We start from the raw sequence: 15675 nt of genomic DNA on the forward strand, positions 1-15675 counted from the left end.
TCGAAAACGCTCTGGCGGTCAGACTTCGAACAGCACCGGCAGCGGATAGCCCGATTTCTGGATCGGCGTCTTGATGACGATGTAGCTGAAATATTTCGAGATGCCGAGATTACGGTCGAGCAGCGTCTCGATCAGCGACTGGTAGTGCGTCAGCCCGCGCGTCACGAACTTGACCAGATAGTCGTAGCCGCCGCTGACCAGATGGCATTCCACCACCTCGTCGACCCGCCGCAGCGCGGTCTCGAAGCGGATGAAATACTCCTTGGTATGGTCGGCCAGCGTGATCTCGGTGAAGACCGTGATGGTCTCGCCGAGCTTTTGCAGGTTGATCGTCGCGCCATAGCCGGAAATGAAACCGGCCTGCTCCAGCCGCTTCACCCGCAGCAGGCAGGGGCTTGGCGACAAGCCCACAGCATCGGCCAGGGTGACATTGGTCATCCTGCCATTGTTCTGGAGCTCGACCAGAATCTTCATGTCGATGCGGTCGAGCCGCACGCCCGGTGTCACGACGAAAGCCTCACCATCACGCTCCTCAAGCCGGACGGTCTCGTCTCGCCGGCCGGGAGAGCGTAGACGGTTCGGCTGGCCTCGGCAAAGCGAGGATCATGCCGGCATCGCCGCGCTCAGCGCAGCTCTGCCTTGACCTCGGGAATGGCGAGCATGTCGTCGAGCGTCTGGCGCAGGCGCGCGACGATCAGGTCGATCTCGCTTTCGCTGCAGCAGAGCGGCGGAGCGAGCCCGATGATGTCGTCGGCGAAGGCCCGGAAGATCACGCCATTGGCGTAACCGCGCGCAAAGAGATGCTCCGGCAGCCTGGCCGCGCGGGAGAATTTCTCCTTGCTCGCCTTGTCGGCGACGAGCTCGATACCGGCGAGCAGGCCGCGCGCCCGGACCTCGCCGACGAGAGGATGGTCGGCGAGCGTTGCCAGCTTCTTTTCGAAATAAGCGCCGACGCGCTGGCCATTGGCGAGGATGCCGCCCTCGTCATAGAGCCGTAGCACCTCGAGCGCGACGGCGGCCGAAACGGGATGGCCGGAATAGGTCTGGCCATGACCGACCGGCCCACCGTCCGGGGCATTGTCCTTGATGCCCTTGTAGACCTTCTCACCGATCGCGAGCGCACCCAGCGGCGCATAGCCTGAGGTCAACCCCTTCGCCATCGTCATCATGTCCGGCACCACGCCTTCCGCCTCGCAGGCGAACATCGGCCCGGTGCGGCCAAAACCGGTGATGACCTCGTCGGCCAGGAAGAGGATGTCGAGTTCGGCCGCCGTGTCGCGCATCGCCTTGAGCCATCCCTTTGGCGGCACGATCACGCCGCCCGATCCGACGACCGGCTCGCAGAAGAAGGCCGCGACATTGTCCGCTCCGAGTTCCTCGACCTTGGCGCGAAGCGAGGCGACGCTGGCCGCGATCACCGCCGCATCGTCGGAACCGGTCGGATTGCGATAGGCGTAAGGAGCGGCAACGTAGTGCTGGACATGGGAGGGGAAATCGAAATTCGCATGGAAGGCCGGCAGCGCAGTGACGCCGGCACCCGTCGAACTCGAGCCGTGATAGCCGCGCTCCAGCGAGAGGATCGCCTTCTTCGTCGGCCGGCCGGTGACGTTGTAGTAGAACTGGATGAGGCGCAGCGCGCCATCGATCGCGTCCGACCCGCCCAGCGAGAAATAGATGTGATTGAGGTCGCCGGGCGTGATCTCGGCGAGCTTGGCCGCGAGCAGGATCGTCGGCTCGCTGCCGAAGCTGAAATAGCCGGTCGCATAGGGCAATTCACGCATCTGCGCGGCTGCCGCCTCGACGATGCTCTCATGCCCATAGCCGACATTGACGCACCAGAGGCCGGCGAAGCCGTCGATCAATTCATGCCCGTCCGCATCGGTGATGAAGGCGCCCTTGGCCGACTTCATGATGGTGACGCCGCGCTTCTCATGACCGGCCCAGTTTGCCACCGGATGGACCCAATGCATGCGGTCGAGAGCTTCGAGCGAATTGACGGTCATGGGCACAGGCCTTGGTGAGTGGATGCTCTGGAGAAGGAAGGATCGGGCGCGTCAGACCGCGGCGGCCTGGATATAGGTGCCGCGCGCAGCCCGAGGCCTCTCGGGCTGCGCCAGGTCTCGCAGATAGCGCCCCGGCGTCACGCCGCAGATGCTCTTGAAATGGCGCGAGAGATGGCTCTGGTCGAAGAAGCCGGCCTCGGATGCGGCCTGCGCCATCGGCACGCCCTCGCGCAGCAGCGCCTTGGCATGGCGAATGCGCCGGTGACAGATGAAGCGATGCGGCGTCAGGCCGACCTGCCGGCGAAACACCGTGACGAAGCGACAGACGCTCAGGCCCGCGAGAACGGCGAGGTCCTCAAGATAGACGCTGTCGGTGAAATGCCGCTCGATATGGACAAGCGCACGCCGGATTCCGGGATTGACTCCGGGCGGGAGCTTTTCGCCGAGATCAAGAACGGGCTCTTGCATGGACCAGCTTTCCTCGCTCACGGCACTGATGCCGCTTCGTCACAAGGCTAGAGGCAAGCCGCCATGCTGTTGGCGCGACGTGGCGGGCCGCGATGACATCCCCTGCGCTATTGGCTCACGGCGACAGCAGATCATGCTTCGAGCGTTCTCGATCACCCCATGGGCAATAGACCTACCCACGCAGAGGTGCCTCGGCACGGTGGTCCGCTAGAGACGGATTCAGATTTCAGATGGCATCACGAAGTGATCCCAGCTGAAATCTGAATCCGTCTCTCATCTAAAACTGAGAGCAGGATGCCGTCTCCGGCTAGATCATACCGGTGATATGGGCGGTGATCAGCACCCGGGGATCGCTCCAGAGCGCATGGCCCTTGGGAAGCTGCGCCTCGGAGGAGACATCCAGCACAGCGGCCGAAACCTGGCCGTCGTCGAGCGCGGCGAGCAGCGCATCCTGATCGAGATGATCGCGGCCACCTGCACTCAGCAGCCTCACGCCACGCGGCAGTTTCGCAAAAAGCGCGGCATTGAGCCCGACGCGCGCCTCTCCGGCCGGCGGCGGCAGGCACACCAGGATCTCGCTGCGGGCGAGAAATTCCGCCATCTCGTCGGGGCCGGCAGAACAGGTGACGCCGTCGATCTCGTAGCGCGAACCGCTCCAGCCCGCGACCTGGAAGCCAAAACCCGCGAGCTTGCGGCAAGCGGCCTCGCCAAGCGCACCCAGCCCGAGAACGCCGACATGGCGGCTCGAAGCCGGCAGGATCCGCATCTGCTGCCAGCCCTGGCTGCGCTGCATGGCGATATAGGGCACGAGGTCGCGATGCAGCGCCAGCACCGACATGGTGACATATTCAACCATGCCATCGACGATGTCCGGCTGATCGGACTTGGAGAGAAGCGCCATCATATCCGCCTTGATCCTTTCGCACCCGGCCGGCTGAGACTCAGCCGAGTGCCTGGTTGATCACCGCGTAGAGCCGCGCGGGACCTGACGGAACCGGTTTTTCGCCGCGTACCATCGAGGTCACGGGGCCTGCAGGTTTCAGGCCGTTCTGCATCAGCCAATCCTCCAGCCCGGTATCCAAGGGAACATCGATCCGCAGGAACTGGCCGCGTCGCTCATAGAGCCAATGCGCGATCAGGGTTTGTGCATCGCCGCCATTGGCGGCGACCACCGGGCCGATGACATGCCCCCGACCGAAGCGGCGCAAGACGCTGAAGCCGACAGGTTCGCCGTCTCGCTCCAGCACGATGCATTCGCCGCAAGCGAGGAGCACCTTGAGCGCCGGCTTGCGCGGCAGTCCCGTCGCCTGCGTATCGAACCGCTCCAGCAGCGGCAGGTCATCGGGGCCGCCGAGGCGCAGCGTCTCGCCGGGTTGCAGCACCGGCGCGGCGTCGGCGCGCGAGACGCCATGGTGCTGGAGCACGCCGCCCCAGGGCACGAAGCCGTTCCTGGCGTAAAGCGGCTCGCCCGCTACCGTGGCGTTGAGCAGTTGCGAGCGCCCCTGCGTCTGTTCGAGCAGGGCGCGTATCAAGCGCTTGCCGATGCCGCCGCCCTGCTGCGCGGGCGAGACGATGATCGAGCCGAGCGTGGCGTGCGTCTCGCCATAGGGCCACCACAGCGCCGACGCCACGATCTCCTCGCCCAACGTCGCCACGACGCCATGGCCGAGATCGATCAACATCTCCCAGTCTTCGGCGCGATGCGGCCAGCCGACGGCGTGCGACAGCGCCTGGCAGGCGACGGCATCGGCCAGCGCAACCTCGCGCAGGACCAGGGCCTCTTGAGGGGCAGTGTCGGACATGACGGACTCCAGGGCCGGGACCGCGGCGCGAGCGTTCACGCTCAGCCGGCGACCTCCTGCACGACATAGAACTTGGCGACGTGAACGCTGCTGTCCCAGGCGCAGGGCGCGCCATGGACGACGAAGACGCTGTCGCCTTGATCGACGCGCGTGACGGTTCCATCCGGCCCGGTCAGATCAATGCTGCCCGTCACCACATGCATCAGCTCGTTGAGGCGGTGCGGGCGCAAAATCCGGCGATAGGGCGTCGAATCCCAGGTTCCGGCCCGGAAGCGCGTAGCCTCGTCGGTGAAGGCGTTGAAGCTGCGGCATTGCGGCGTCGGCCCGACCAGCGCCTCGGCCGGCGGCGCGGCGGAGGGTGAAAGCGGTGCATCCGCCAGGATCTCCTGCAGACCCGGCGCCGCCGAACTTACTCCGCTGGCGGCGCAGAAGACGAGGCGCGTGCCAGGCTCCGCCTCGACCTTCACCGCGGTTCCGCGCGCGATCACGGCGCCGCGGCCGGGCGAAAGCTCCAGGGCGGCCTTACCGGGCTCGGCAAGGCGCAGATGGCCGGAGACGACCACGACGAATTCGGTATGCGGAAACGCTGCGCTCTCATAGGCACCCGCCAGATTCACCCGGCCCGCAGTCATGGCGTCGGGCCCTGTCCAGGCGATATCGCGCCCGGCGCCGAAGGGGTCGTTCTCGCCCAGCGCGGCTGACCGGAAAGGCGTCGCGAGCGGCGCATCGCCAGCCCGGTTGAGAAGAAGGATTCCTGAGGACATCAGCCGCTGTTCCGTTGACTCGAGATGTCCCGAGCTAACGCGAATGGCCCGGGCGTGATTGGACGGTTTTGTCGGCGCATACCGGACATGTTGCCATGCGCGGCCGATCCGGCTCAGAGCGTCCGGGTCACCTTGTTGAGATGCGGGGGATTGTCAGGATCGAGCCCGCGCGCGACCGCAAGCGCGGCAATGCCGCCATAGAAAGCCCGCGCCTGGACGAGCGGGGCGAGCGCGGGGGAGACGTCAGGCGGCATCGGCAGGGCCGCGCTGACATTCGAGCCATGTCCGGCATAGGCGATCTCGGCGCCGAAGCGCGCGAGCGCCGCCGCGACGGACAAGGTGCTGTCGCGGCCCTCATCGGCTGGATCGAGCACGATCGCCGGGAAGCCGGGGCCGACCAGCGCCAAAGGTCCATGCAGCACTTCGGCGGCACTGAAGGCCTCGGCGTGGATGCGGCAGGTCTCCTTGAACTTCAGCGCCATTTCCTGCGCAATGCCGAGGCCGAGGCCACGGCCGATCACATAGAGGCTGGCGGCATCCTTCAGCCCCGCGAACATGGGCGACCAGTCGCAATCGCCCGCCTCGGCGAGCCGCCGCGGCGCCTGCTCCAAGGCAGCGACGAGCGCCTCGTCCTGGCTCCAGGCCGCAGTGAGATGAAGGAAGGCGATGCAGGTGGCGAGGAAGCTCTTCGTCGCAGCGACGCTTTTCTCCGGCCCCGCCCGCAACGGAACCAGCACATCGACCAGATCCGCCAGCGGCGAAGCCTCGTCATTGACGAAGCCGACCACCAGCGCGCCGCCGCGCTTGGCAGCCTCGGTCAAGCGCAGGGCGTCGGGGCTATGGCCGGATTGCGAGACGGCGATGAACAACGCGCCGGAGAGATCGAGCCTGCCGCCATAGACCGAGGCGAGGCTCGGGCCCAGCGACGCCACGGGCAAGCCCAGCGTCCGCTCGATCAGGTATTTGCCATAGGTCGCGGCATGGTCCGACGAGCCGCGCGCACAGCTTGCGACGAAGGCGGGTCTTTGCCGGCGCAAGCGCTCGCCAAGCTCTGCCATGACCACGGCATTGCCCGCGATCTGCCTTTCGGCGACCAATGCAGCCTCGGCGGCCTCGCTCGTCAGAAGCGCTTCAGGCATCGATGCGACCATGCTCCTCGAGCAGCGTCTTGCTGATATCGGCGACCCGGCCGCGAGCGAGCCGCACACCGGCACCACCCACCCCCTGGACGGAGAGTGTGCCGCACGCAATCCCCTCGGCAAGCGCCTGGCCCGGTGGACGGCCCGCAATCCAGGCCGCGATGAAGCCCGCGTTGAAGGCATCGCCCGCACCAGTCGTGTCGAGAACCGGGCCTCCCTGTGGCGCAGGCAGGTTCAGGCTCTGCTCGCGCTGAAACAGGCGTGCACCGGCCGCACCATCCTTGATGACGACGACGGGGAAATGACGGGCGAGCCGGCGGCCCGCCTGGTCGAGATCCTCGCAGCCGGCAATCGCCCGGGCCTCGGAGGCGTTGGGCAGGAAGATATCGGTGCCGGTCGAGCGCAGGACCAGATCAGGGTCGTGGATCAGGGCGTCGTCCCAGCTCGGATCAAGCGAGACGGTGAGGCCTGCGAGCTTGGCGAGCGAGACCAGTTCCGGACTCTCGGCGAGCGTCGCGAATTCGGCGATGTGCAGATGGCGCGCCTCGGCATCCGCCAAGGCGGCTTCGAGGGTGGTGGGCCGCGCCTTGCCGGCCCGGCGCGACAGGAAGGCGCGTTCGCCTGCTTGCACCATCACCACGGTGGGTTGCGGCCCGGCATCGGGCGCCCGCTCGAGCCAGCGCAGATCGACACCGCTCTGCTGCAGAGCCGGTGCAATGACCTCCGACAAGGGATCGGTTCCGATGCGCGCGAGCAGCGCCGCCCGCTCGCCCAGCGCCGCCAGATGGGCCGCCGTGATGAAGCCGCCGCCCCCGGGCACGACCGAGACATCCTTGGCGAAGCGCTCCTCGCCGAGCCGGGGCAGCGCCTCCAGCCCCCGGAAGACGAGATCGCAATAGAGCCGGCCGATGCTGAGGACGAGATTGCGTCCACCCTTCATAGTGCGCGCTCGCTTGCAGCATCAAACAGCGTCAAGGCAGCCACGGGCGCGCCGAGCCGCACTGCCTCGCCGACAGCCGGGGGCGACTTGGCGGAGGCTGAGGCCAGGATCAGCCCGCTACCGAACTCGACATGGACGAAGGTCTCGGAGCCGAGCGGCTCGATCACCGCCACAGTGCCGGTCAGCACGAGATCGGCCGGCTCATCGCCCGCCAGAACCCGCAATTGCTGCGGCCTGACGCCGACAAGGACATCCGCGGGGATCCCCTCTGGGCTGCCCGGCAAGGCGACAGGTTTCTCGCCCAGTGTCAGCGTCGCAATCCCGGCCTGGGTCGTCACGCAGCCGGGCAGGACATTCATGGTCGGCGAGCCGATGAAGCGGGCGGTGAAGACATCGGCGGGCTTCTCATAAAGCTCCATCGGCGCTCCGACCTGGAGGATGCGGCCATCGCGCATCACGACGATGCGATCGGCCAGGGTCATTGCCTCGACCTGGTCATGCGTGACGAAGACGATGGTGGTGCCGAGCCGCTGGTGCAGGCGCTTGATCTCGAGCCGCATCTGCGCGCGCAGTTGTGCGTCGAGATTGGAGAGCGGCTCGTCGAACAGGAACACCGTGGGATTGCGCACCATGGCGCGGCCGATGGCGACGCGCTGACGCTGGCCGCCGGACAAGGCCGAGGGCCTGCGCTCCAGCAACGGCTCCAGCCCGAGAATGCCGGCGACCTGCTCGACCCGCTTGCGCTTCTCGGCCTTGTCGAGCTTGGCCGTATGGAGGCCGAAGCCGATATTCTCGGCGACGCTCATATGCGGGTAGATCGCATAATTCTGGAACACCATCGCGATGTTGCGATCCTTCGGCTCCAACCGGTTCACGACCCTGCCGCCGATGCTGATCTGCCCGCCGTCGATATCCTCCAGCCCCGCGATCATGCGCAAGGTCGTCGACTTGCCACAGCCGGAGGGGCCGACGAAGACGACGAACTCGCCATCGGCGACAGCGAGGTCGATGCCGTGGACGACCTGCGTCGCGCCATAGCGCTTGACCAGCCCTTGAAGTTCGATACCCGCCATTACGCCGTTTCCATCAGAGCGGCGAAGGCCGCGTCGAGTTCCTGCCGCGCCGCTTGTTCGCGCATGGCGATGTCGGCTGCAGCGCCATCAGCCGCAGCGAGCCTGGCGCGATAGCCCGCCAGCGCCTTGCCCAGCGCTTGCGGTCCTGGCCCGCCGAAGCGCTCGCGCACCGCGACGAAGTTTTCCGGCGAGACCACGCCCGCAAAATCGCCTGCCGTCAGCGCCGGCTCACGGCCGGTGTGATGGCGGAAGGCCTCAAGGAAGGGGGCATAGCCATCGCGCGGCAGATCGCCGTCGAGCGCGACGACGGCACGCGCGACACTGGCTGCAATCTCATGTGCGGCTCGGAAGGAGAGCCCCTCGCGGCGCACCAGCGTATCGGCGAGTTCGGTGATGGTGATGCAGGAGCGGCGGATGTTCTCGGCGACACGGCGGCCGTCGACGCTCATCGATGGCAGCAGCGCGGCGAGCAGATCGAGCACGCGCTCGCCCGTGGCGAAGGCCTGGTAGCCGGCCTCGTTGGTCTCGCCTTCCGCGTCGTTCATGTCGGTGAAAGGGGTGTTGTGGACGACGTCCCTGACCAAACGGGCGCGTGCCATCGCCTGCGAAGAGAGATGGCGCAGATGTTCGATCGGCACCGGATTGCGCTTCTGCGGCATGATCGAGGAGATCTGCACGAAGGCATTGGGCACATAGAGCTGGCCGACCTCGAAGGCGGTCCAGACCTGGAGGTCCTGGATCAACCGGCCGAGATGCAGGAAGACCAGTTCGACCGCGCTATAGGTCGCGGTGACGTAGTCGATCGCGGCGATGCAGCCATAGGAGTTTTCCAATGGCGCGGCGAAACCCAGGAGATGTGCGACGCGGGCCCGGTCGAGCGGGAATCCGGAGGTGGTGATCGCGGCCGCGCCCATCGGCGAAAGGTCGAGCAATTCGCGCGCCTGGATCAATCGCTCATGGTCGCGCAGCATCACCTCGATGCCCGCCGCCAGATAATGCCCGAAGGTCGTCGGCTGGGCCGGCTGGCCATGGGTGTAGGCAACGATCAGCGTCGCCTTCTCGCGCTCGGCCAGGGCCAGCGTCGCGGCGATCAGCGCGCGCAGCTTAGCCGCAAGCCGGTCGAGGCGCGGCTTCAGCGCCAGTTTGAACAAGGTGTGGTCGATGTCGTTGCGCGAGCGGCCGGTGTGCAGACGGCCGGTGTCGTCGGGGCTGAGCCGCTTGCGCAGCTCCGCTTCGATCAGGAAGAAGAAATCCTCGACCTCCCCGGTATAGCTCAGCGCGGCCGGGTCGATCTCGGCATCGATCTCATCAAGCGCCCTAGCGATCCGGCCAGCGGTCTCGCGCGGCAGGATGCCGGTCTCGGCCAGCATGACGAGATGGGCACGGTCGATGGCGCGGAAAGCCTCGACATGATGGGTCTTGGCCCCGTCGAAGAGCGGGCGCAGCACGGTTTCCTTGTAGACCGGATCGGGGAAGACGGAGGCGTCGCTCAGGCGCGGATCTGCATGCTGACTCATCGGATCAACCCTTCAGACCGGCCATCACCACGCCGCGCACGATGTAGCGCTGCAGCACGAGGAAGACCGTCAGCGTCGGCAGCGTCGCGAGCGCCGCGCCCGTCATGATCAGCTCCCACTGGATCTGCGACTCCACGGCGAAGCTCGAGAGGCCGACGGGCAGCGTGTAGAGTTCCTTGCTGGTCGTCACGATCAGCGGCCAGATGAAGGCCGTCCAGTTGCTCAGGAAGGTGAAGATCGCGAGCGCCGAGAGCGCCGGCGTCACCAGCGGCATGGCGATGCGCCAGAAGATCGCGAATTCGTTGAGCCCGTCGACGCGGGCGGCTTCGAGGAAGTCGTCGGGCACCGTCTCGAAGAACTGCTTCATCAGGAAGGTGCCGAAGGCCGTCATCATGCCCGGGAACATGATGCCCCAATAGGTGTCGAGCCAGCCGAAATTCCGGGCCATGACATACCAGGGAATGACCAGCATCTCGGTCGGGATCATCAGGGTCGAGAGGATCGCCAGGAAGACGATGTAGCGCCCGCGGAACTGAAATTTCGCCAGGGTGTAGCCGACCAGGCTGTCGAAGAAGACGTTCGACAGCGTCACCGCCGTGGCGATGCCCAGCGAATTGCCGAACCAGCGCAGAAAGCGCCCGTCGGACAGCACCGTGACATAGTTGTCGAGCGTCGGATGGGCCGGCACCAATCTGAGATCATAGACCTCGGAGGCGTCCTTCAGCGAGGTCGAGAACATGAAGAGCAGCGGCGTAATCATCAGCACGCCGCCCGCGAGCAGCAGCAGCCAGATGGCGATGCGGCCGGGTTGGAAACGGCCAGACTTGGCAAGGACAGACTTGGCAAGAAAAGACTTGGCAAGAGCTGGCATGGCAAAGGACAGCGCGGCCATCAGCGGTCCCTCAGCAGGCGCAATTGCAGGAAGGAGACGGCGAGCAGGACGAGGAAGAGCACCACCGTCTGCGCCGCCGCATAGCCCATCTCGAAGGAGGAGAAGGCGGTCTGGTAGATCATCAGCACGAGCGGCTTGGTGGCGTTCAAAGGCCCGCCGGGATCGCCGCTCGTCATGTTGTAGACCTGGTCGAAGATGCGCAGGAAGCCGATCGAGGAGAACACGACGAGGAAGATGATCGTCGGTTTCAGCAGGGGAATCGTGATCCGGCGCAGGATCGTCAGATTGGAGACGCCGTCGATGCGGGCCGCCTCGTAATAGGTGTTCGGGATGGCGCGCAGGCCAGCGAGGAAGATCACCACCTGGAAGCCTAAGCCCGCCCAGATCGCCGGCGCCAGCACCGAGGGCAGAGCCTGGCTGGTCGAACGCAGGAAGGGCTGCTGCGGCAGGCCGAAGCTTGAGAGCAGATCGTTGATCATGCCGATCGGCACCGGCTGGTAGAACCAGCGCCAGACCCAGGCCATGGCGGCCGCCGTCGTCAGGAAAGGCAGGAAATAGAGCGCCCGGATAAAGCCGTGCAGGAAGCGGACTCGGTCGAGGTGATAGGCGATGGTGAAGGCCAGGATCAGGCTCACCGGCGTGCCGATGGCGAGATAGAGCACGGTGTTGCGGAAGACCTGCCAGAACACGACATCGGCCCAGAGCCGCTGGAAGTTCGCCAATCCGACGAAGCCGGGCTTGGAGAACAGGTTCCAATTGGTCGTCGACAGATAGAACGCCTCGACCGTCGGATAGAAGCGGATCAGCGCGTAGAACAGGATCGGGACGGCCAGGAAGGCCCAGGCCCAGACGACCTGCTTCCGGCGCAGGGAGAGCCCGCCCCAGAACCGGCCGCCGGAGGTTTCCTGTTGAATTGGCATGCTCATCGCGACGAGATCTGAACTCTACGGGAAAACTGTTTTTGGTTGCCCCGCCCCGTCATTCCGGGCGGAGCGAAGCGGAGGCCCGGAATCCATCGGAGGGTTCCGGAGCTCTAGGATGGATTCCGGATCGGCGCGGCTTCGCCGCTTGTCCGGAATGACGATGCGGTTCCGAGGAAACTCGCCCCTACTTCTTGTAGAACTTGTCGAGGATCGCCTGTTCGGCCTTGGCCGCGTCAGTGAGCGAGGCCTTGGCGTCCTGGTTCTGGATCAGCACGCGGTTGATCATGTCGAGCGAGACCTGGCGCTGGCCCATCTCGTCGACGAAGACCGTGGCATGGGAATAGTTCAGCGCCTTGAGGAAGGGTCCGTAGATCGGGTGATTCAGGTTCTTCTCGGTCTCGGCCGCGGCCTTGCGGGCCGGCAGTTCGCCGACGGTCTCGAGCCAGAGCTGCATCGCCTCGGGCGAGGTGACGAAGGCCATGAACTTCTTGGCAGCTTCGAGCTTCTCGCCGGTTGGCTTGGCGGTGATGGCGTTGACCCAGTAGCTGGCGAAGTTCGCCTTCTTGCCGTCAGCGCCCGCGGGCAGTTCGGCGACGCCCCATTCGAAGGCCTTGATCGCCCCGAACCCGCCGAGCCGGAACGAGCCGTCGATGGTCATCGCGGCGCGGCCGGCGCGGAAAGCGGCCTGACCTTCATCCATGAAGCCGACCTGGCCGACCTTGTGGACGCGCTGGAGATCGGCATACCAGTTCAGGGACCTGGCGCCAGCCTCGCTGTCATAGGTGACCTTCCGGTTGTCGTCGCTATAGGGCGCGCCGCCATTCTGGCGCAGCAGCGTCTCGCGCCACCAATGATAGTCCTGCCCGGGGAAATCGAGCGTGATACCGGCCGAGAGCATGTTGCCGGCAGCGTCGCGCTTGGTCGTCTTCTTGGCCGCATCGAGGAGTTCGTCGATCGTCGCGGGCGGCTTGGCGGGATCGAGACCCGCTTCCTGGAACAGCTTCTTGTTGTAGAACAGCGCCAGCGAGCGCACCGCGGTCGGCAGGCCGTAATACTCGCCGTCGCGCTTCATCGCGGAGACGATCGGATAGAATTCCTTCTCGATCATCGCCGGCGGAAAGGCGTCGCGCGGCAGCGGCTGGATGAATTTGGCGGCGACGAAATTGTCGAGCCAGCCATAGAACAGCTGCACCACATCGGGCCCCTGGCCGGCGGGAACCGCGGCCGCGATCTTGGTCTGGTAGTCGGCATAGGGGAAGGTCGTGTGCTTGACCTTGATATTGGGATTGGCAGCCTCGAACCGCTTGATCAGCTCGTTCATCGCCTTGATGCGGGCGTCGAAGACATATTGCCAATATTCGATCTCGACCGTCTGAGCCGCCGCGCCGGTGACCGCACCGAACGAAACCAGCAGACCCAACAGCATTCCTCGAAAGCCGCGCATGATCCTCTCCCCTGTCGTGACGACGCCTGTGCCCTTGCCCTCGAATTCGGCATTCAAGACGTGCGACCGTCATGCTCGCTCCAGCCCCACCATCCTGTCAATCTATTAATTCACTTGAGTTGGATTAATCGAAAGCGCAGCCTGTCGATCTCAACAAGCACTGGCCCATCATGCCTCACCGCCGCTCTTCCCCGTCCCGCAGCGTCGCCGTCGGTACCAATCCCGAGCGAACGCGCAGCCATAACCGCCGCGTGGTGCTGGAGACGGTGCGCCAGCACGGCCGGCTCGGCCGCTCCGACATCGCCGCCCTGACGCGGCTGACGGCGCAGGCGGTCTCGAACATCGTCGCGGAGCTGGTCGACGAAGGTTTCTTGATCGAGTTGGGCCGCCGGCGCACGGCGCGCGGCCAGCCGCCGATGGAGCTCGCGGTCAATGCCGATGGCGGCATGACAGCCGGCATGGAGATCGCGGCCGACCACATCACCACCGTCCTGGTCGATCTCGCCGGCGAAGTCCGGGCGCAGCGCATCGTGCCCTTGGGCGATTCCGCGCTCGAGGCCGTGCAGGCGCTCGCCGCTGCCGAACTCGCCCTTGCCCGCACCGGGACGGGATTGCCGCGCCGCCTACTCGGCTGCGGCGTGGTGATGCCGGGCCCGTTCGAGATCGAGGGGATGAGCTCGGTCGGCTCATCACCCCTGCCGGGCTGGGCCGGGCACGATGCCGGCCAGCTCCTGTCATTGGCGCTGCTGACACCCGTCACGATCGAGAACGACGCGACGGCGGCCGCCGTCGGCGAGCATCTGCACGGGCTGGGGCGGAACCTGCGGCATTTCTGCTTGATCTATTTCGGCGCGGGCCTTGGGCTGGGCACCATCATCGGCGGGCAACCCTATCGCGGCGCCTTCGGCAATGCCGGCGAGATCGGCCATATCCCGGTCGTCCAGAACGGGCTCGCCTGCGCCTGCGGCGGCCAGGGCTGTCTCGAACGCTATGCTTCGACGCACGCGCTGAGCGAGGCCCTGCGTGCCGCCGGGATAGCGCATGCCGGCCCCGACGAGGTCGCGCAGTTGCATCTGGCCGGGCACCCCGCCGTGCTGGGCTGGATTGCGGAAGCGGCCCGACTTCTCGCGCCGATGCTGGTGATGTTGGAAAACCTGTTCGACCCGGAGACGATCATCCTGGGCGGCGGCTTGCCGGATGGCGTCATCGACGCCTTGATCGACGCGATGTCGCCTTTGGCCGTCTCGGTCTCGAACCGGTCGGGCCGCAGCGTGCCGCGCGTGCAGCGCGGCGCGACCGGCAGGCTCACCGCGGCGCTTGGCGCAGCCGCCTTGCCGCTGCTCGACACGATGACGCCGAAACTCGACCGCACCGTTCTGCATGAGCAGGACGAAACCGCGGCAGCAGAAGAGGCCTCCTAACGATCAGCCGGCGGTCGCTCTCGCAAAGAAGTCGACCGGTCCCATCTGGCCGCCCTTCAGGACGATATCGAGATCGTCCAGGCGAGGATCGTCGCTATGGGTCCGGCAGAGCGGCGCGCCCGAAGCCAGCGGGCCACGATAGGACAGCCCCCAGATATCGAGCGATTTGACGGCGAGGCTCGACGTGTCGCCGCCGGCGACGACGAGCCTGGACAGGCGCGCTTGCGCAATGATGCCGCGCAGCAGCAGGCCGGTTGCCGCCGCGACGCTGCCGGCATTCTCCGGAGCCTGCGACGGACGCTCGGTGATCAGCATGACATGGCCCTCCGTCAATCGCCGGAGAGCCTCCTGCCGCAGCGCCTCGGCATAGGCTTCGTCATCGAGGAGTCTGCGCGGCTCGATCGCCAGTTTCGCAAAGCCCGTCGCCACTTCGACCTGCGCCCTGGTCACGGGCGAAAGGCTGCCAACCAGCGCCAGCACGGGACCATCGCGCCGCAGCGGAACGGCCCTCGCATCCGCGGCCTCCTCCTGGACACCCCACAGGCCAGCCAGCGCCTGGGCGACGGAGCTCGGACCGACGGCAAGCATCGGCTGCGCCTGCGCCCGCTGCGAGATCAGCTTGCCGATGACCGGGAGATCCGAGGCGCGGGCGACATCGAGCAGGACTGCGCCAGGCTCGGTTGCGAGACAGGCCGCGAGCGCATCCTCCGCCCCGCCCTCCCAATTGCGATAGTCGAGCAAGGCGATCCGCTCCAGCCCCTGCGCCATGAGATGTCGGCGCAGATCCGCCTCCGCCATCGGCGTGACCGGGTGCACGCTCATCGTCGGATGGCGGTCGATCCTGTGGACCACACCGCCGATGCCGGCCGCGGCGAACAGGTTTCCGAACAGGCAGTAGCGGCCGAGATTGGGCTGGCCGCCGAGGATCGGCAGGAACGGATTCTGGAAATAGGGGCGCAGCGCCTTCACCGCCGCGCCGATGCTGCCGACATCTGGTGCGCTGTCGAAGGTCGAACAGCATTTATAGTGCAGCAGCGTGACGCCCTGCCCCGCGAAGAAGCGTCCGGCCTCGTCGAGCTCGGCTGCCATCGCGACGGGTTCCATCGAGCGGGTCGCCCCGGCGATGCCGATGGCGTCGAGCGGACCGGCAGCGATCAATTGCTCCGGCGTCGGAATCCGCAGGAACAGCAGCGCGCGCCGCCCCTGTTCCGCCAGCGCCGACAAGGTGTCGGTCGCGCCGGTGAAATCGTCGCCATACCAGCCATAGAGCGGCGATGAGTTTGTCATCA

15 protein-coding genes are annotated in these 15675 nt (G+C 66.2%); 1 reads left to right on the forward strand and 14 read right to left on the reverse strand.

Features of this window, described 5'->3' with window-relative positions; genetic code table 11:
- Nucleotides 1-18: 18 nt before the first annotated feature.
- From ACSQ3P_RS13505 to ACSQ3P_RS13565, 13 genes are all read right to left on the reverse strand, one after another.
- Nucleotides 19-495 (reverse strand): Lrp/AsnC family transcriptional regulator, encoded by a 477-nt coding sequence (locus ACSQ3P_RS13505; RefSeq protein ID WP_199579204.1) that lies wholly within the window; start codon nucleotides 493-495, stop codon nucleotides 19-21.
- A gap of 128 nt (nucleotides 496-623) precedes the next feature.
- The gene (locus ACSQ3P_RS13510) at nucleotides 624-2003 is read right to left on the reverse strand and encodes an aminotransferase class III-fold pyridoxal phosphate-dependent enzyme (protein ID WP_436166035.1); all 1380 of its coding nucleotides are present in this window, start codon (nucleotides 2001-2003) and stop codon (nucleotides 624-626) included.
- A 51-nt stretch (nucleotides 2004-2054) separates the two neighbouring features.
- Nucleotides 2055-2471: a helix-turn-helix transcriptional regulator gene (locus ACSQ3P_RS13515; protein WP_069689423.1), complete on the reverse strand. Its 417-nt coding sequence runs from the start codon at nucleotides 2469-2471 to the stop codon at nucleotides 2055-2057.
- Nucleotides 2472-2778: 307 nt separating this feature from the next.
- Nucleotides 2779-3372, reverse strand: coding sequence for an NAD(P)-dependent oxidoreductase (locus ACSQ3P_RS13520; RefSeq protein ID WP_436166036.1), 594 nt, complete (start codon nucleotides 3370-3372; stop codon nucleotides 2779-2781).
- 40 nt (nucleotides 3373-3412) lie between these two features.
- The gene (locus ACSQ3P_RS13525; protein WP_436166037.1) at nucleotides 3413-4273 is read right to left on the reverse strand and encodes a GNAT family N-acetyltransferase; all 861 of its coding nucleotides are present in this window, start codon (nucleotides 4271-4273) and stop codon (nucleotides 3413-3415) included.
- 41 nt (nucleotides 4274-4314) lie between these two features.
- Nucleotides 4315-5037 carry a cupin domain-containing protein gene (locus tag ACSQ3P_RS13530; protein WP_436166038.1) on the reverse strand — a complete coding sequence of 241 codons (723 nt, stop codon included), beginning with the start codon at nucleotides 5035-5037 and terminating at the stop codon, nucleotides 4315-4317.
- Nucleotides 5038-5150: 113 nt separating this feature from the next.
- The gene (locus ACSQ3P_RS13535; RefSeq protein ID WP_436166039.1) at nucleotides 5151-6176 is read right to left on the reverse strand and encodes an SIS domain-containing protein; all 1026 of its coding nucleotides are present in this window, start codon (nucleotides 6174-6176) and stop codon (nucleotides 5151-5153) included.
- A complete protein-coding gene (locus tag ACSQ3P_RS13540) occupies nucleotides 6169-7116 on the reverse strand; it encodes a carbohydrate kinase family protein (RefSeq protein ID WP_436166040.1) in 948 nt (315 codons plus the stop codon). Before ACSQ3P_RS13540 ends, ACSQ3P_RS13535 begins: the two co-directional genes overlap by 8 nt.
- A complete protein-coding gene (locus tag ACSQ3P_RS13545; RefSeq protein WP_436166041.1) occupies nucleotides 7113-8189 on the reverse strand; it encodes an ABC transporter ATP-binding protein in 1077 nt (358 codons plus the stop codon). Before ACSQ3P_RS13545 ends, ACSQ3P_RS13540 begins: the two co-directional genes overlap by 4 nt.
- The gene (gene argH, locus ACSQ3P_RS13550) at nucleotides 8189-9706 is read right to left on the reverse strand and encodes an argininosuccinate lyase (protein WP_436166042.1); all 1518 of its coding nucleotides are present in this window, start codon (nucleotides 9704-9706) and stop codon (nucleotides 8189-8191) included. The genes ACSQ3P_RS13545 and argH overlap by 1 nt, the downstream gene beginning before the upstream one ends.
- Nucleotides 9707-9710: 4 nt before the next feature.
- Nucleotides 9711-10577, reverse strand: coding sequence for a carbohydrate ABC transporter permease (locus tag ACSQ3P_RS13555; protein WP_436166259.1), 867 nt, complete (start codon nucleotides 10575-10577; stop codon nucleotides 9711-9713).
- Between the two features lie 20 nt (nucleotides 10578-10597).
- On the reverse strand, nucleotides 10598-11518 hold the full coding sequence (locus ACSQ3P_RS13560) for a carbohydrate ABC transporter permease (protein WP_436166260.1): 921 nt from the start codon (nucleotides 11516-11518) through the stop codon (nucleotides 10598-10600).
- Between the two features lie 187 nt (nucleotides 11519-11705).
- Nucleotides 11706-12965, reverse strand: a complete 1260-nt coding sequence (locus tag ACSQ3P_RS13565) for an extracellular solute-binding protein (RefSeq protein WP_436166043.1) — start codon at nucleotides 12963-12965, stop codon at nucleotides 11706-11708.
- A 170-nt stretch (nucleotides 12966-13135) separates the two neighbouring features.
- Here ACSQ3P_RS13565 and ACSQ3P_RS13570 point away from each other — a divergent pair, with 170 nt between their 5' ends.
- Nucleotides 13136-14386 carry an ROK family protein gene (locus ACSQ3P_RS13570; protein WP_436166044.1) on the forward strand — a complete coding sequence of 417 codons (1251 nt, stop codon included), beginning with the start codon at nucleotides 13136-13138 and terminating at the stop codon, nucleotides 14384-14386.
- A gap of 3 nt (nucleotides 14387-14389) precedes the next feature.
- On the opposite strand, the gene ACSQ3P_RS13575 is transcribed toward ACSQ3P_RS13570, so the two are convergent.
- Nucleotides 14390-15673 (reverse strand): four-carbon acid sugar kinase family protein, encoded by a 1284-nt coding sequence (locus ACSQ3P_RS13575; protein WP_436166045.1) that lies wholly within the window; start codon nucleotides 15671-15673, stop codon nucleotides 14390-14392.
- Nucleotides 15674-15675: the final 2 nt, after the last annotated feature.

Source organism: Allobosea sp. LjRoot9 (assembly GCF_964252745.1).
Classification (GTDB): domain Bacteria; phylum Pseudomonadota; class Alphaproteobacteria; order Rhizobiales; family Beijerinckiaceae; genus Allobosea.

What these genes read in the sequence shown, in the direction of transcription:
- ACSQ3P_RS13510 (WP_436166035.1), bottom strand. Translation starts at nt 2,003, where the DNA reads ATGACCGTCAATTCGCTCGAAGCTCTCGACCGCATGCATTGGGTCCAT.
- ACSQ3P_RS13515 (WP_069689423.1), bottom strand. Translation starts at nt 2,471, where the DNA reads ATGCAAGAGCCCGTTCTTGATCTCGGCGAAAAGCTCCCGCCCGGAGTC.
- ACSQ3P_RS13520 (WP_436166036.1), bottom strand. Translation starts at nt 3,372, where the DNA reads ATGGCGCTTCTCTCCAAGTCCGATCAGCCGGACATCGTCGATGGCATG.
- ACSQ3P_RS13525 (WP_436166037.1), bottom strand. Translation starts at nt 4,273, where the DNA reads ATGTCCGACACTGCCCCTCAAGAGGCCCTGGTCCTGCGCGAGGTTGCG.
- ACSQ3P_RS13530 (WP_436166038.1), bottom strand. Translation starts at nt 5,037, where the DNA reads ATGTCCTCAGGAATCCTTCTTCTCAACCGGGCTGGCGATGCGCCGCTC.
- ACSQ3P_RS13535 (WP_436166039.1), bottom strand. Translation starts at nt 6,176, where the DNA reads ATGCCTGAAGCGCTTCTGACGAGCGAGGCCGCCGAGGCTGCATTGGTC.
- ACSQ3P_RS13540 (WP_436166040.1), bottom strand. Translation starts at nt 7,116, where the DNA reads ATGAAGGGTGGACGCAATCTCGTCCTCAGCATCGGCCGGCTCTATTGC.
- ACSQ3P_RS13545 (WP_436166041.1), bottom strand. Translation starts at nt 8,189, where the DNA reads ATGGCGGGTATCGAACTTCAAGGGCTGGTCAAGCGCTATGGCGCGACG.
- argH (WP_436166042.1), bottom strand. Translation starts at nt 9,706, where the DNA reads ATGAGTCAGCATGCAGATCCGCGCCTGAGCGACGCCTCCGTCTTCCCC.
- ACSQ3P_RS13555 (WP_436166259.1), bottom strand. Translation starts at nt 10,577, where the DNA reads ATGCCAGCTCTTGCCAAGTCTTTTCTTGCCAAGTCTGTCCTTGCCAAG.
- ACSQ3P_RS13560 (WP_436166260.1), bottom strand. Translation starts at nt 11,518, where the DNA reads ATGCCAATTCAACAGGAAACCTCCGGCGGCCGGTTCTGGGGCGGGCTC.
- ACSQ3P_RS13565 (WP_436166043.1), bottom strand. Translation starts at nt 12,965, where the DNA reads ATGCGCGGCTTTCGAGGAATGCTGTTGGGTCTGCTGGTTTCGTTCGGT.
- ACSQ3P_RS13570 (WP_436166044.1), top strand. Translation starts at nt 13,136, where the DNA reads ATGCCTCACCGCCGCTCTTCCCCGTCCCGCAGCGTCGCCGTCGGTACC.
- ACSQ3P_RS13575 (WP_436166045.1), bottom strand. Translation starts at nt 15,673, where the DNA reads ATGACAAACTCATCGCCGCTCTATGGCTGGTATGGCGACGATTTCACC.